The 14,194-nt window shown below is 39.2% G+C and carries 13 protein-coding genes and 3 pseudogenes; 8 read left to right on the top strand and 8 right to left on the bottom strand.

Translation table 11 applies throughout. From position 1 onward, the window contains the following. Nucleotides 1–210: 210 nt before the first annotated feature. From CDG55_RS07390 to yiaA, 3 genes and pseudogenes are all read right to left on the bottom strand, one after another. Nucleotides 211–1,373 (bottom strand): annotated as a pseudogene (locus tag CDG55_RS07390) (IS4 family transposase). A gap of 111 nt (nucleotides 1,374–1,484) precedes the next feature. Next, the gene (locus tag CDG55_RS07395; RefSeq protein ID WP_005159589.1) at nucleotides 1,485–1,916 is read right to left on the bottom strand and encodes a hypothetical protein; all 432 of its coding nucleotides are present in this window, start codon (nucleotides 1,914–1,916) and stop codon (nucleotides 1,485–1,487) included. 234 nt (nucleotides 1,917–2,150) lie between these two features. After that, nucleotides 2,151–2,618, bottom strand: coding sequence for an inner membrane protein YiaA (gene yiaA / locus CDG55_RS07400; protein ID WP_005159592.1), 468 nt, complete (start codon nucleotides 2,616–2,618; stop codon nucleotides 2,151–2,153). 248 nt (nucleotides 2,619–2,866) lie between these two features. Between yiaA and prfA the strand changes: the two genes are divergently transcribed. Together prfA and prmC are read left to right on the top strand one after the other, a co-directional pair. After that, nucleotides 2,867–3,955 (top strand): peptide chain release factor 1, encoded by a 1,089-nt coding sequence (prfA, locus tag CDG55_RS07405; RefSeq protein WP_087537360.1) that lies wholly within the window; start codon nucleotides 2,867–2,869, stop codon nucleotides 3,953–3,955. Continuing rightward, nucleotides 3,955–4,773 (top strand): peptide chain release factor N(5)-glutamine methyltransferase, encoded by an 819-nt coding sequence (gene prmC / locus CDG55_RS07410; protein ID WP_087537359.1) that lies wholly within the window; start codon nucleotides 3,955–3,957, stop codon nucleotides 4,771–4,773. Before prfA ends, prmC begins: the two co-directional genes overlap by 1 nt. On the opposite strand, the gene CDG55_RS07415 is transcribed toward prmC, so the two are convergent. Continuing rightward, nucleotides 4,770–5,867: an AraC family transcriptional regulator gene (locus tag CDG55_RS07415; RefSeq protein ID WP_087537358.1), complete on the bottom strand. Its 1,098-nt coding sequence runs from the start codon at nucleotides 5,865–5,867 to the stop codon at nucleotides 4,770–4,772. The genes prmC and CDG55_RS07415 overlap by 4 nt on opposite strands. Nucleotides 5,868–5,959: 92 nt before the next feature. Here CDG55_RS07415 and CDG55_RS07420 point away from each other — a divergent pair, with 92 nt between their 5' ends. After that, a complete protein-coding gene (locus CDG55_RS07420) occupies nucleotides 5,960–6,730 on the top strand; it encodes an SDR family NAD(P)-dependent oxidoreductase (protein ID WP_087537357.1) in 771 nt (256 codons plus the stop codon). Between the two features lie 169 nt (nucleotides 6,731–6,899). Further along, nucleotides 6,900–7,031, top strand: coding sequence for a hypothetical protein (locus CDG55_RS15580; RefSeq protein ID WP_256415116.1), 132 nt, complete (start codon nucleotides 6,900–6,902; stop codon nucleotides 7,029–7,031). Here CDG55_RS15580 and CDG55_RS07425 read toward each other — a convergent pair. Beyond that, a pseudogene (locus tag CDG55_RS07425) lies at nucleotides 6,993–7,199 on the bottom strand (IS3 family transposase); the annotation flags it as partial. The gene CDG55_RS15580 and the pseudogene CDG55_RS07425 overlap by 39 nt on opposite strands. 107 nt (nucleotides 7,200–7,306) lie before the next feature. On the opposite strand from CDG55_RS07425, the gene CDG55_RS07430 reads away from it, so the two are divergent. From CDG55_RS07430 to CDG55_RS07440, 3 genes are read left to right on the top strand one after another with little or no spacing between them, the layout of a single operon-like run. Continuing rightward, nucleotides 7,307–8,065: a LamB/YcsF family protein gene (locus CDG55_RS07430; protein ID WP_005159599.1), complete on the top strand. Its 759-nt coding sequence runs from the start codon at nucleotides 7,307–7,309 to the stop codon at nucleotides 8,063–8,065. Nucleotides 8,066–8,097: 32 nt separating this feature from the next. Then, entirely contained in the window at nucleotides 8,098–9,681 is a 1,584-nt protein-coding gene (locus CDG55_RS07435; protein WP_087537356.1) for an urea amidolyase family protein, read from the top strand. Next, nucleotides 9,674–11,401 carry an acetyl/propionyl/methylcrotonyl-CoA carboxylase subunit alpha gene (locus CDG55_RS07440; protein WP_087537364.1) on the top strand — a complete coding sequence of 576 codons (1,728 nt, stop codon included), beginning with the start codon at nucleotides 9,674–9,676 and terminating at the stop codon, nucleotides 11,399–11,401. Before CDG55_RS07435 ends, CDG55_RS07440 begins: the two co-directional genes overlap by 8 nt. 73 nt (nucleotides 11,402–11,474) lie before the next feature. On the opposite strand, the gene CDG55_RS07445 is transcribed toward CDG55_RS07440, so the two are convergent. Next, on the bottom strand, nucleotides 11,475–12,251 hold the full coding sequence (locus CDG55_RS07445) for a M48 family metallopeptidase (RefSeq protein ID WP_087537355.1): 777 nt from the start codon (nucleotides 12,249–12,251) through the stop codon (nucleotides 11,475–11,477). Between the two features lie 213 nt (nucleotides 12,252–12,464). Then, the gene (gene crp, locus CDG55_RS07450) at nucleotides 12,465–13,172 is read right to left on the bottom strand and encodes a cAMP-activated global transcriptional regulator CRP (RefSeq protein WP_087537354.1); all 708 of its coding nucleotides are present in this window, start codon (nucleotides 13,170–13,172) and stop codon (nucleotides 12,465–12,467) included. Between the two features lie 147 nt (nucleotides 13,173–13,319). On the opposite strand from crp, the gene CDG55_RS07455 reads away from it, so the two are divergent. Beyond that, nucleotides 13,320–13,742 (top strand): OsmC family protein, encoded by a 423-nt coding sequence (locus tag CDG55_RS07455; protein WP_087537353.1) that lies wholly within the window; start codon nucleotides 13,320–13,322, stop codon nucleotides 13,740–13,742. A gap of 68 nt (nucleotides 13,743–13,810) precedes the next feature. On the opposite strand, the pseudogene CDG55_RS07460 reads toward CDG55_RS07455, so the two are convergent. Then, a pseudogene (locus tag CDG55_RS07460) lies at nucleotides 13,811–14,194 on the bottom strand (M23 family metallopeptidase); the annotation flags it as partial.

Here is a 14,194-nt window from a genome sequence, read left to right on the forward strand (position 1 = left end):
TGGTGGATTATTTAGGCAAATTAACAATTGCCGTACATTAAATGAGCGCAAAGTTATGGAAAACTTAGACCAATTGACTCAAGGGCTTGAGCAAGAAGTTCATGTACATTGTAAACGATCTATAGGTACGTTGTTGTTTAGTTTCCTAGTTTTGATCGCAACGAGCTTCTAGTGAAAAAAGCACCTTAGGTGACTGCTGTCTCACAAATATCACAAAAAGAACCTCAACTGAGGTTCTTCTTGTTTATTACACTTTTTGTCAGGTAAAAACAAAGCCTTCAATGGTTTCCTTTCAAATAAATTCACCTGAATAATTCTTAATAATCTTTGAACACTCCATCCTTCTTGTGCCATATGTTTCGCAAAACTTATCAGTAAATACGCGATTAATGCAATCCATATTTGTGTTTGTATCGCATTGCGGCTACGGCCTAGAAACGATTTCAATTTTAGGTTTTGCTTGATCGCTTTAAAAAATAGGTCTACTTTCCACCGATCTTTATAAATTGCAGCAATGGTAGATGCAGCTAAATGAAAGTTATTACTTAAAAACTCAAACGTTCTTTTCTTTTTTTATCATAAAACTTTATACGTCTTAATCGCTTAGGTGCACCACGCTTTTTAGCATGATCACTACTCAACTCAATATATTCATCCGCAAGAATCCCCTTACTGGCGAACACATCTTGTTTTGATTTTACCTTATAAACTGTCTTTGATCTCAACCGAGTAACAAAGCTGACTTTTTGGTTGGTCATTTCTGCAAATCATTGATAATCAATATACCCTTTATCAAATACAGCGATACTTCCAGATCGTAATTTAAGTGTTCTGCCTTGTACCATGTCATTTTCAATACCATCACCAAGCGCAACAAACTCAGGAATAGTGTTGCTATGATTTAACCCAACTGTAAGTTTTATGCTTGCTTTGGACTCATGTACTTTTGCCCATTCACACAATGACAGTGAAAGATCAATATGACTCGCATCAAGTGAATAGAGTGGATTTTTAAATCGAAATTTATGAGCAATCTTGGAATTTTCACAATGTTGCAGTAGTTGGATAAAGAATTGTTGATACAAGCGAGCGGGTTGTTCTTCATTGATTCTTGCTAATGTACTACGTGCAATTCTTTTGGCACCAAGGTGATAAAGCTTTTCCTGTTGTGATTCGAGATTAGATTCAATATCCCTCAAGCTTTGACGGCATGATAGTTGGGACATTAATATTGCAATAAATTGATCCCATCGTGTTGCTGATCTTAATTTTTGTCCTTGATGGTATTGTTTTGCAAGACGTTCAAAATCTTGTCTCAAAATGGGCTTGAGTAATTGATGAAATACCGTATTCTGATGTGAAAAAACCTGAATCCTTGTAGTTGAAGTGTTTGTTCGCACTTATATTTTAACTACTTTGGACTCAGGTTTTTTTATTTAAGTCTAACTATGGGACAGCAGTGCCTAAGCTGCTTTTTAGAATGATTAATGATGACGATGTTTTTTCTTTTTCCAATGACGTTTGTTATCTTGGCGATTGTCATAATCACGATCTTGACCAACTTGACGACCTAATGCTGCACCGCCCGCTGCACCAGCTGCCGCTCCGATATATCCACCTGTGGTTCCACCTACATTTTTACCTACAGTGTAGCCACCAACACCACCTAGACCACCGCCAATCGCAGCTTCAGTACGAGTACGTTTGCTACTTGCAGCCGCCGCACCGCCAGCACCACCGACAGCAGAGCCAATCATCGCACCATTATTACCACCAATTTCTTTACCAATTGCTGTACCAACAACACTACCTAAAGCAGAAGTTGCTGCAACACGTGTTGCATTATCAGCATACACGCTGGTTGCTAGAGTTGAGCTTGCTAAAATTGCGCTCAATAACAAAATATTCGCTTTCATTTTGACTCCATGTTCCCAGTAATGGGACATCTTTTTAATGACTGCAAATGTAACAAAGTTTGAGAAAGAAAATATGGAGATGCCGACAGAAATTATTACTACTTAGTAAGGAGAATGTAGTGTTTTGTTAATAACAATCCTGAATAAGGTGAAATAAATATTTGTAATCAATCAAATACTGATTTAATTCACAAAAAGAGGCTTAAACGACAAGCACTCTTTAATGGATTGTAATTAATCTAATGGAACTTTCTTACTCGACTCTTCTTCTAATTTGTGTTGATGAGAATTTATTTCTTGTTGATGACGTAAATGATCGAGATCACGAATGTTCTTTTGGGTCGCTGTGACGCCAAACAAACTGAGCAAGAAAGACATAATGTAGTACCCTTTTTCACTTAAAGTGAGCGTAGCGTTAGTTAAACTAAATAGTAATAATCCAATGCAAATACCAACTGATGCCCAACAAAGCGCAACATAAATCATAGTTACAGGTATTTCTTCTAATTGATCCCGTAATGTTTTTTGTAGTGAGATCGTGGAGAACAGTCCATATAATAGAATGATCAAATAATAGCCTTTTTCATGCAGAGGCATTTCTGCATTCCACAATCCAATCATAAAACCAACAACACCAATAAGAACCGCAAGCCAGCTTGCGGCTGTGAAGGCGAGTGTAGGGCGGTTTATTAAATTACTCATCGTTTATCCTATTGTTTTATCATTCTAATTTATCTTTGATTATTTATATCGAAGCTCAGGGAAGAGAACAACCTATACATACTAAAAAACGCAGAATTTGTGATGAAATAATAGGGGATTGGTAAGTTACCTAGTTTCTCTATGTCTTTTAAGTCTTAGAATCTGTAAACTATGCGCAATTTTTTGATTTTGCTCGTGCTTCATTATTTTGATCGGCACTGAGTCTTTAGTTTTGAGATATTCCGCCCATGAAAGCATCACTCCGTTTAAGACTGGATCAGCTTTGTGATCGTCACGAAGAGCTGACTGCATTGCTCGCTGATGTAGAAGTAATTTCGGACAATAAACGTTTTCGTAAATTGTCTCGCGAACATAATGATTTAACAGAAATCACTGAGGTTTGGAGCAAATATCGTCAAGCGGAAGAAGATATTGAAACGGCTGAAATAATGAAATCAGATCCCGATTTCAAGGATATGGCAGAAGAAGAAATTAAAGAAAATAAAGCGCTTCTAGTTGATCTCGAAGAACAATTAAATGTTCTAATGATTCCGAAAGATCCAAATGATGCCAATGCAGCATACCTTGAAATTCGTGCTGGAACAGGCGGTGACGAAGCAGCGATTTTTTCGGGTGATTTATTCCGTATGTATACCAAATATGCTGAAACACAAAGTTGGCGTATTGAAGTACTTTCTGAAAATGAAGGTGAGCATGGCGGTTATAAAGAAATCATTTGCCGTATTGATGGCGAAGGCGTCTATGGTCGTTTGAAATTTGAGAGTGGTGCACACCGTGTTCAACGTGTACCTGCGACTGAATCTCAAGGTCGTGTACACACTTCAGCGTGTACTGTTGCGATTCTGCCAGAAGTGGATGTGGATACCACAGTTGAAATCAATCCCGCCGATCTGCGCATTGATACCTATCGTGCATCAGGTGCAGGTGGTCAGCATATTAACAAAACCGATTCTGCGGTGCGTATTACCCATATTCCATCGGGTGTGGTAGTGGAATGTCAGGAAGAGCGTTCGCAACATAAGAATAAAGCCAAAGCGATGGCATTGTTAGTCTCACGTTTAGAAAATGCTAAACGTGCAGCCGCTGATGCAGCGACTTCAGAAATGCGCCGTGACCTCGTCGGTTCAGGTGATCGTTCTGAACGTATTCGTACCTATAACTACCCTCAAGGTCGTATGACCGATCACCGTATTAACCTGACTTTATATAAGTTAGATGCAATTATGGAAGGTGATTTAACGGAATTGCTGGATAGCTTACATCGTGAATATCAGGCGGATCAGTTGGCGATGCTTGCACAGGAAAATGGCGGCTAATGAATATTGCTCAAGCCTTAGAAATCAAAGGTGAAATTGATAGCTATGAACGTCAAGAGGCGGCATGGCTACTTGAACACCTACTAGGTATCAATGCTTTAGAACTCAAATTAAGACTTGAGCAAGAGTTGACTGAAATACAGGAACAGGCTTTTTTAGAAGGGCTTGCGCGTATCGAACAGGGTGAGCCTTTGGCTTATGTCACAGGTTCACAACCTTTTTGGACGTTGGATTTAAAAGTCACCCATGACACTCTAGTGCCACGCCCAGATACCGAAATTTTGGTTGAAACGGTGCTCAAACTGCCACTCGATCAACACGCGAATATTGTTGACCTAGGCACAGGAACAGGCGCAATTGCTTTGGCGCTCGCAAGTGAGCGTCCGCAATGGCAAGTCACTGCAACTGATATATACGCACCCACTTTAGACGTGGCGCAGGACAATGCAGTTCGACACGGGCTGATGCAAGTGAAGTTCGCTTGTGGGGCTTGGTTCGAGGCTTTAGAGCAGCAACAGTTTGATTTGATTGTCTCCAATCCGCCGTATATTGATCCTGATGATGTACATATGCAAAAGCTCAAGTCTGAACCTGAGCGAGCATTGGTTGCTGATAAGCAGGGTATCGCAGATATTGAAACCATTATTACCCAAGGCAAAGATTGGCTTAAACCCAATGGTTGGATTGTGCTTGAACATGGTTATGATCAAGGGCAAGCAGTGCGAAATATGTTTGAGCAACAAGGTTTTAAGCAGATTCAGACTATCAAGGATTATGGTGGCAATGATCGTGTCAGTCTAGGACAAAAAACTATTTAAGCTTCTATTTTACTAAATAGTGTTTTCGCACGATAAGCACCGGGACTAACGCCTGTCCATTTTTTAAAAGCGCGATGAAATGCACTTGGATCATGGAAATGCAAATCATCACTGATGTTCTGAATTGAATCATTGCTTTTACTGAGCCGTTCAATTGCAATATCGCAGCGAATATCATTTTTTAGCTGCTGATAACTGACACCTTCTTGTTTTAAACGGCGTTGAATGGTTGCCGTTGACATATTCAGTTGTTGGGCAATTTCTTTGAGTTCATCCCACTCTGAGGGTGGTTGTAAAAGCAGTTGACGACGTATTTGCAAGCTTAAAGAGTTTTCATTTTTAAAGCGAACAATTAGATTGTAAGGCGTTTGTCTGAGAAAGTCGTTTAAAGCCTGTTTATCTTTTTTGATTTTGTGTTTGAGGTAGTTTGCATCAAATTCAATGAGATTTTGATCAGCATTAAATTGAATATCTTCGCAAAAACGAACACGATAATCCTGTATTTCGACAGGTTGATGACATTTAAAGGTCATTTTCTGAAAAGGGATGCGCTGGTCACTTAGCCAACACATTAAACTATGGACTAACATCAAATAGGTCGAATAAGTAAACATTCGTTTAGGATGTTCACGGTCATGCAAAATTAAGTATGCTTTTGCACCTTGTTGAATCAATTCACCTTGAATGTCATCCAACACTAAACTCAGAAACTTTAAGATTTCTTGAATAGCTTGTTCTAATGTTTCTGCACTGAATGCCAACTTTGCCAATAAGCTATAGCTTCCTCGACGCATTGGATGGCGATCCATGCCTAGAAACTCATCATTCATATGTTCTGCTAGCTCAATCCACAATCGTGCACATTGCATCACTGGAACACGGGCTTTGGTTGAACTGAGCAGTTCGACTGAAACGCCTGCTTGATTAGCGATATGGAGAATATCTAAACCTCGACTTGCGGCAACACTCAATGCTTCACGAATTAAAGCAATTGAAATTGTATCCTTAGCAGAATTAAGATCGACATCGGTGCTTTTGCTCATACAGAAATGAAATATAGAAGAGTAAATAGGTTGAATGCTCAAAAGTCGCATCACTTTTGCTACTTTTAGGAATTGTATCGGAAAAAACTTGGCTTTACTCTCGCTTATAAAAATTTATATCTTTAATTTACGAGGAAATTTAGATGAAAATTCAAGGAAAACATTTTGTTATTACTGGTGGTGGTTCTGGTTTAGGGGCTGCAACAGCAGAGGTTCTCGTTAAACAAGGTGCGACGGTTACCTTAGTCGATATGAACACTGAAGCGGGTGAACAACAGGCACAGGTATTAGGTGCACAAGCTGAATTTGTAAAATTAGATGTAACTGATGAACAAGCTGCAGAGCAACTCTTTAAAGATGTTGTTGCAAAACATGGTGCGGTATATGGACTAGTCAACTGTGCAGGGATTGGACCCTCAGCAAAAGTTGTGGGCAAAGAATCTGTACATGATTTAGCTATGTTCTCAAAAACCTTACATATCAACGTGACGGGTACATTTAACATGTTGCGTTTCGCAGCAGATGCAATGAGTAAAAATATTGTTGCTGAAGGCGATGAAGATCGTGGGGTGATTGTAAATACAGCTTCAGTTGCTGCTTTTGATGGGCAAATTGGACAAGCGGCTTATTCTGCATCAAAAGGTGGTGTAGTTGCGATGACGCTTCCGATTGCGCGCGAGTTAGCACGTCATCAAATTCGTGTTTTAACCATTGCACCAGGGATTATGGAAACTCCAATGCTGAAAGGCTTACCTCAAAATGTACAAGATGCCTTAGGGCAAATGGTGCCTTATCCATCACGTTTGGGACGTCCTGAAGAATTTGGTCGTTTGGTTGCACATATTGCTGAAAATTCATATTTAAATGGTGAAGTGATCCGCTTAGATGGTGGTATTCGTATGGCTGCGAAATAAATTTATTTAAACCATTTATAGATTTATTTATAAAACAGTTGTGAATGAAAATTTACAACTGTTTTGTTTTGATATGGTTTATTCATAAACTAGCTTTGAGTTTTAGTCATTTCTGCTGGTTTTTGTACAATTTTGCAAATCATTCATTCACTCAATAGGGGGTGTATAGATGAAATATCCAATTTTGATCTGTTCTGCATCTAGCTTGTTTTTAAATGGTTGTGTTGGAAATATGAATCCAACAGGCGGCAACTCAAATCCTCATTCTTCCAACTGTACGTTCACTTATGCAGTAACCTAAATCATGCATGTCATGCGTCAATGAAGGTGCTCCTAAGCGAGCATGGTGCTGCCAATAAATAGCTTTTAAATCAGTATATTTCTGATGGACATACATCTGTCGCTTTCGCCAAGCATAGTATCCCGAAGTGCTAACACTTAGACATTTACAGGCACAAGAAACCGTAACCTTAGTCACAGCTATAAGCTGTTAAAGTCGATAAAATATGTGATTTTGTAATCACTTCGAATATATTACTTAATTATCGGATCATAAAATCAGCATTAGGTTTATATATGCATATTGATTTAAACAGCGACTTAGGCGAAAGCTATGGTGCTTGGAAAATGGGAAATGATGAGCAGATTCTTGCGATTGTGAGTAGCGCCAATATTGCATGCGGTTTTCATGCAGGTGATCCTGTCAATATGTTAAATACCTTAAAACAAGCGGCCGCTCAAAATGTTAGTGTGGGAGCGCATGTTTCGTATCCAGATCGGGTTGGTTTTGGTCGCCGTAATATGGATGTATCTTATGATGAATTATACGCAGACGTGCTTTATCAAATCTCAGCGCTGCAAGGGTTGGCTCAAGTCGCTGGAACAAAAGTGACTTACGTCAAACCACATGGTGCTTTATATAACACTATTGCCACCAATTTAACTCAAGCTCAAGCAGTGATTGATGCAATACAGCATTCAGATAAAAAATTAGTGTTAGTTGCATTGGCGGGTTCGCCTTTAATTAATTTTGCTCGTAAGCAGGGAGTTGGCGTTATTTCTGAAGCGTTTGCTGATCGTGCTTATCATCGTAATGGTGAACTAGTTTCACGCCGTTTAGATGGTGCTGTTTTACATGATGCAGAAGTCGTAGCTCAACGTGTACTGAGCATGATTCAGAACGGAGGTATTGAGTCGATTGAAGGGGATTTCACTACAATTCAGGCAGATACCATTTGTTTGCATGGTGATACCTTTGGGGCGGTACAAATGGCAGAAAAGATTCGCCAAGTATTGTTAGAAAATAAAATTGAAGTTCGTGCTTTTAGTCTTTGAATGAGTTTTAAACATTTTAAAAGAGCTGTTTTATGCGATTTCTATCCGTTAATTTAGATTGTTTTTTGATTGAGCTTGAAAGTTTAGAAGAAACAATGGCGGTTCATTACTGCTTAAAACAAGCACAGCATCCTCATATAAAAGAACTTATTCCTGCGGCACGTAGCATACTGATTTATTTTGATTCGTTATTGGTCGAGATGCATACACTGATTCGATGGATTTCAAGCCAAAAAATCAGTCAGGATACTTTGCGTCAAGGGAAGGAAATCGTTATCGGTGTGCGCTATAACGGTATTGATTTAAATAATGTTGCTGAATATTTAGGAATAAGTACTGAACAAGTCATTCAGAAACATACCAACTCTTATTGGCAAGTTGCATTTATTGGCTTTGCTCCCGGCTTTGCTTATCTAACCAATCCTGAGCAAGTATTTAGGAGTATTCCACGCTTAGCATCACCACGTAAAAAAGTTAGTGCAGGGGCAGTAGGTTTAGCAGGCGAATATAGCGGTATTTATCCTCAAGATAGTCCGGGTGGATGGCAGTTGATTGGACAGACTGATGAGATATTGTGGGATATTCATCGACAACAGCCTGCTTTATTACTGCCGAGTGATCATGTCATCTTTAAGGATGATAGTCATAATCCAACCCAAATTTGTGTGCCTGCTCAGAGATTTTCTCAAAGAAAATCGATTAAAAAACCTGCTGTGTTAAGCGTTAAAAATGTTGGCTTACAAGTATTGATCCAAGATGAAGGACGTAAAAATTTAGCTGAGCTAGGCGTGGGGCGGGCAGGTGCTATGGATCAAAAGGCATTTCGTCAGGCAAACTTAATTGTTGGCAATCCACAGAATGCAGCCGTCATGGAAGTTTTAAATGGTGGATTGCGATTACAGGTTTTAGAAGCAACAGTTATTGCTGTGACAGGTGCGGAAACGGAAGTATGGATTACTTATATTGGCGCGGATAAAGTTAAAGTGGCTTTGTATCAGCCGATTGCTTTAGATTATGGTGATGAAATTTATATTTCAGCACCGAGTGCAGGGATTCGTAATTATATTGCGCTACGAGGCGGTATCGCTGTTGAGCAAGTACTAGAAAGTGCTAGTTATGATTCTTTGGCTGAATTGGGTACAAAACCAATTCAAGTGGGTGATGAGATTCATTTTGCCCAATTAAAAACGCAGCCTGTCAGCTTAAATCTAATACCGATTAAATTACCTAAACGAGATGAGATTATTGAAATAGATCTCGTGTTAGGGCCGCGTACAGATTGGTTTGCCGAAGAAAGCCTTGATTTATTGTTTAAACAAACTTGGTTAGTGAGCACAGAGAGTAATCGAATTGGATTGAGATTAGTGGGTGATCAGCCTTTAACGCGACAATTCGAGCAAGAATTACCGAGCGAAGGTTGTTGTACAGGTGCTTTGCAAATTCCTCCAAATGGTCAGCCTGTATTATTTATGAATGATCATCCTATTACAGGGGGTTATCCTGTGATTGCGGCGGTCGCATCCTATCATTTGGACTTAATTGCACAGATTCCAGCTGGTTGCCATATTCAATTTCGTAAAATTTATGATTTCATGGATGTCAAAAAAGATGCATAAAAAACATAAGCTGCTGATTGCGAATCGCGGAGAAATTGCTGTACGCATTATTCACGCATGTAAAGATATGGATATTACATCAGTGGCGATTTATGCAGATGATGATATTGCCAGTTTGCATGTTCAACTTGCAGACGAAGCTTGGGCCTTATCAGGACAAACAGCACAGCAAACTTACTTAGATATCAATAAAATTATTGATATTGCGTATAAAGCCCAAGTGACCATGATTCATCCTGGTTATGGTTTTTTATCAGAACGTGCCGAATTTGCCCAAGCTGTGATGGATGCGGGGCTGATTTGGATTGGGCCATCTCCTGAAACTATCCATAAACTTGGTGACAAAATACAAGCGCGTAAAATTGCACAGTCGGTAAATGCACCTTTGGTTCATGGTACTGAACAACCACTTCAATCAGCTCAAGAAGCCGTATATTTTGCGAAACAGTATGGTCTGCCGATTGCGATAAAAGCTGCTTATGGCGGTGGTGGACGTGGTTTAAAAGTTGCTTGGCAATTGAATGAAGTTGCCGATTTATATGAATCGGCTGTGCGAGAAGCATTCGCTGCTTTTGGTCGAGGAGAATGTTTTGTTGAACAATATTTAAATAAGCCTCGGCATTTGGAAGCACAAATTATTGCTGATCAACAGGGACATATTGTCGTTGTAGGAACGAGAGATTGTTCTTTACAACGCCGTAATCAAAAGCTAGTCGAGGAAGCACCTGCACCATTTATTAATGAGCATATTGAAGCTCAGTTAGTGCAATCTGCTATTGCAATTTGCCGCGCTGCAGATTACGTCGGGGCAGGTACCGTCGAGTATTTACTTAGTCAAAATGGTCAACTTTCGTTCTTAGAGGTTAATACACGTCTACAAGTTGAGCACACAGTTACTGAGCAAACTACGGGCTTAGACTTAGTTGTAGAACAAATTCGAATTGCTTTAGGTCAACCACTTTCGATTCAAGAAATGCCAAAACCAATAGGACATGCAATTGAATTCCGAATTAATGCGGAAGATCCAGCACGTGGTTTTATCCCAGCATTTGGACAGCTTACTCGTTTTCACCCACCATCAGGAATTGGTATTCGTCTTGATACGGGGGTGATGACTGGAAGTGTTGTTTCAAGTCATTTTGATTCTTTAATTGCGAAATTAATTGTGACTGGTGCAACCCGCGAGATTGCAATTCAACGGGCCAAAAGAGCGCTTGCCCATTTTGAAATAGAGGGCATTGCTTCAGTATTACCATTCCATCGTGCAATCCTGTCAGATGCTGACTTTATTGATGAATTTAAAGTACATACACGTTGGATTGAACAAGATAGTCGCCATGATTATCCTCACTATTCACGTAGTAAACTGAGCAATCAAGTTGAATTACAACGTTATCCAATTGAAATAGATGGAAAGTTGCATCAGATTGGCTTACCAAATGGATTTTTTAGTTTAGTCGGGACACCCCCACCAAATCAGAAACAAAATGATTCTGATCAGAACCCAAGTAGTAATAGTGTCTTAGCACCGATGAGTGGTGTAATCACCGTGTGGAAAGTTCAAGAAAATGATCATGTAAACCAAGGTGAGACAATTGCAATTATGGAAGCAATGAAAATGGAGGTCCCTGTGATTGCTCCACAAACGGGGGAAATTCAAAAGCTGATAGAGATTAATCAGACTGTTGAAACGGATTCAAAAATTGCTGAGATAAATTAGAGTTTTTGTATATAAGACAGCTAAAAGATATGCCATTAAATCTCTAAAATGAGATCTAATGGCTTTGGCTAAATTAACGACGTTTATTATAAACTGCCAGAGCAGCAGGTAAATTTTTACGCATATCACTAATACGTTGACTATTTGATGGGTGAGTTGATAAGAATGATGCACCACCAGCACCATCTACACGATCCATTTTTTCCCAAAGACTAATTGCTGCATTTGGATTATATCCTGCTTTTGCCATCAGCATTAACCCACCAAAATCAGCGCGACTTTCTAAATTACGAGAATAGGGTAAACCAATACCAATTTGACTACCTAAAGCAATTGCCGCATTACCTGCTTCACCAATATTCGCACCCGCATAAGTCGTACCAATCCCAATCGCTAAGTTTGTAAGTGCTTGTGCACCAATTTTACTTTTGGCATGTTCTTCTAAGGCATGGGTCATTTCGTGTCCCATAATTGCTGCGATTTCATCATTGGTCAAATTCAGCTTGTTCACAATACCCGTATAGAAAACGACCTTCCCACCTGGCGCAACATAGGCATTTACAGTATCTGATTTTAGTACTGCTAACTGCCAATCAAAACGCTGACCGGTTTGGTTCATTTGGTCAGCATACGGTTTTAAGCGCAAAAATACTGAATTAATACGTTGATAAGTATTTGAGCTCATATCCAATTGATTCTTGGCACGAGCTTCCTGTGTCATCTTTGCAAAGCTTTGAGCCGACTGAGCATTTAATGTGGCACTGTCAGCACCTGCCATATCTGCAAATGATGCACAACCTGAAATCGTTATTACAGTCATTGCACAAAGGCTTAAAGCCAATTTTTTCATACTTATTTGCTCCAAATCAGTATCTTATAAATATACCCATGATTAACAAGAATTATAAAAAAAGTTTGCAAGGCTTTATATTCTGATTATCTCTATAATCATAGTAATTATGTAAGCAGAATTGATGAAAAGCTAAATAGCTTAGCTTCATCTGGATAAAATTAAAGCCAGTGGTTTGCACTGGCTTTGAAATTAGCTTAAAGCTAGAGGGGATTAATCCTCATCATCAAATTCATCTTCAGAAAATGCGTTATCATCTAAAGAAGTATCAAAAATTAAAATTGCTTTACCATCAGTTTGAATCATGCCTTGATCTTCAAGTGTTTTTAAAACACGACCAACCATTTCACGTGAACAACCCACAATACGACCAATTTCTTGACGTGTAATACGAATCTGACGACCATTCGGTAGAATCATTGCCTCAGGCTGTGTAGATAAGTCAATTAAACAACGAGCAATACGACCAGATACATCGATAAATGCTAAGTCAGTGACTTTACGCGTTGTATTCTTCAGACGGCGAACAAGCTGAGCAAATACAGCATAGCTCAGGTCAGGGTATTGTTTGCTGAGTTCGTGGAAATTTTCATATGAGATTTCTGCAATTTCGCAAACATCTCGTGTACGTACTTCTGCGGTACGTTGAGGGTTATTTTCAAACAGCCCCATTTCACCAAAGAAATCACCTGGATTGAGATATGCAACAACAATCTCACGCTCATCATCTTCACGTAATATGATTGACACTGAACCTTTTAATATTAAATACAGTGATTTTGATTCCGTTCCAGCGTCAACAATCGTGGTGCGTTTAGGGTATCTATTAATATGAGCACGTTTTAGCAATGCTTTAACTGACTCAGGTAATTGACCTGGAGACAAAGCATCAGTGCTAAGATGTGAAAAATTTGAAGTCATGCTTAAAATTTCCGAATTTGGATAAAACCGATCGCACAGGCCCCATGGAGCCTTTTCTACACAGAAGAGATGAAATTCCTTATCAACTCATTTTATGTTAGTGTACAAGAACTGAAGTAAATTTATAACGTTTTTCGGGTAGTTGCAATGCAAACAAGTGTACATTGGTTAGAGAATGTTGCTTTTGAAGCGAAATCAGAAAGTGGTCACAGTGTAGTGATGGATGGTTCTGCTGAGTATGGTGGTGAAAACCGTGGGCCACGTCCTATGGAGTTGATTTTAATGGGACTTAGTGGGTGTGCTTCGTTTGATATTGTGACTATTTTAAAGAAATCACGCCAAGATGTGACCGATGTTGTATGCCAGTTAAAAGCGGAGAGAGCTGATTCTATTCCTGCGGTGTTTACAAAAATTCACTTACATTTCGTAGTAACAGGTAAAGCGGTTAAAGCAAAGCAAGTTGAAAAAGCAGTTGAGCTTTCAGCAGAAAAATATTGTTCTGCGAGCAAAATGTTGTCTGATGGTGGTGTAGAAATCACACATGACTTTGAAATTGTAGAAGCTGATTAAGACTTAATTATTAAGTTTAACTAAAAAGTGATCTATTTGTTTAGATCACTTTTTTATCGACATAGTTTTTATTTTAGTAATAATTGTGGGTCTATCCGTGCATCATTTAAACTCATTCCCCAGTGCAGGTGTGGACCAGTGACTCGACCTGTATTTCCCACTAAACCTAAAAGTTCACCTTGAGTAATATGTTGTCCCTTTGAAACATCAATTTTACTGAGATGGCAGAACATACTGATTAAACCTTGACCGTGATCAATCAAAACAGTCTTAGCATTGAAAAAATAATCACCAGTTTGAACGATAATGCCATCTGCTGGCGCTACAACTTTTTGGCCAATTGGTGCTGGAATGTCTAGACCTGAATGTGGGGCGCGTTCTTCATTATTAAAGAAACGTTTGCGTCCAAATGAGTTACTAAATTTGCCTGCTGTTGGTGGAATAAAACTTGG

Origin of the sequence: Acinetobacter sp. WCHA45 (assembly GCF_002165255.2) — a bacterium.
Taxonomy (GTDB): domain Bacteria; phylum Pseudomonadota; class Gammaproteobacteria; order Pseudomonadales; family Moraxellaceae; genus Acinetobacter.

What these genes read in the sequence shown, in the direction of transcription:
- CDG55_RS07395 (WP_005159589.1), bottom strand. Translation starts at nt 1,916, where the DNA reads ATGAAAGCGAATATTTTGTTATTGAGCGCAATTTTAGCAAGCTCAACT.
- yiaA (WP_005159592.1), bottom strand. Translation starts at nt 2,618, where the DNA reads ATGAGTAATTTAATAAACCGCCCTACACTCGCCTTCACAGCCGCAAGC.
- prfA (WP_087537360.1), top strand. Translation starts at nt 2,867, where the DNA reads ATGAAAGCATCACTCCGTTTAAGACTGGATCAGCTTTGTGATCGTCAC.
- prmC (WP_087537359.1), top strand. Translation starts at nt 3,955, where the DNA reads ATGAATATTGCTCAAGCCTTAGAAATCAAAGGTGAAATTGATAGCTAT.
- CDG55_RS07415 (WP_087537358.1), bottom strand. Translation starts at nt 5,867, where the DNA reads ATGCGACTTTTGAGCATTCAACCTATTTACTCTTCTATATTTCATTTC.
- CDG55_RS07420 (WP_087537357.1), top strand. Translation starts at nt 5,960, where the DNA reads ATGAAAATTCAAGGAAAACATTTTGTTATTACTGGTGGTGGTTCTGGT.
- CDG55_RS15580 (WP_256415116.1), top strand. Translation starts at nt 6,900, where the DNA reads ATGAAATATCCAATTTTGATCTGTTCTGCATCTAGCTTGTTTTTAAAT.
- CDG55_RS07430 (WP_005159599.1), top strand. Translation starts at nt 7,307, where the DNA reads ATGCATATTGATTTAAACAGCGACTTAGGCGAAAGCTATGGTGCTTGG.
- CDG55_RS07435 (WP_087537356.1), top strand. Translation starts at nt 8,098, where the DNA reads ATGCGATTTCTATCCGTTAATTTAGATTGTTTTTTGATTGAGCTTGAA.
- CDG55_RS07440 (WP_087537364.1), top strand. Translation starts at nt 9,674, where the DNA reads ATGCATAAAAAACATAAGCTGCTGATTGCGAATCGCGGAGAAATTGCT.
- CDG55_RS07445 (WP_087537355.1), bottom strand. Translation starts at nt 12,251, where the DNA reads ATGAAAAAATTGGCTTTAAGCCTTTGTGCAATGACTGTAATAACGATT.
- crp (WP_087537354.1), bottom strand. Translation starts at nt 13,172, where the DNA reads ATGACTTCAAATTTTTCACATCTTAGCACTGATGCTTTGTCTCCAGGT.
- CDG55_RS07455 (WP_087537353.1), top strand. Translation starts at nt 13,320, where the DNA reads ATGCAAACAAGTGTACATTGGTTAGAGAATGTTGCTTTTGAAGCGAAA.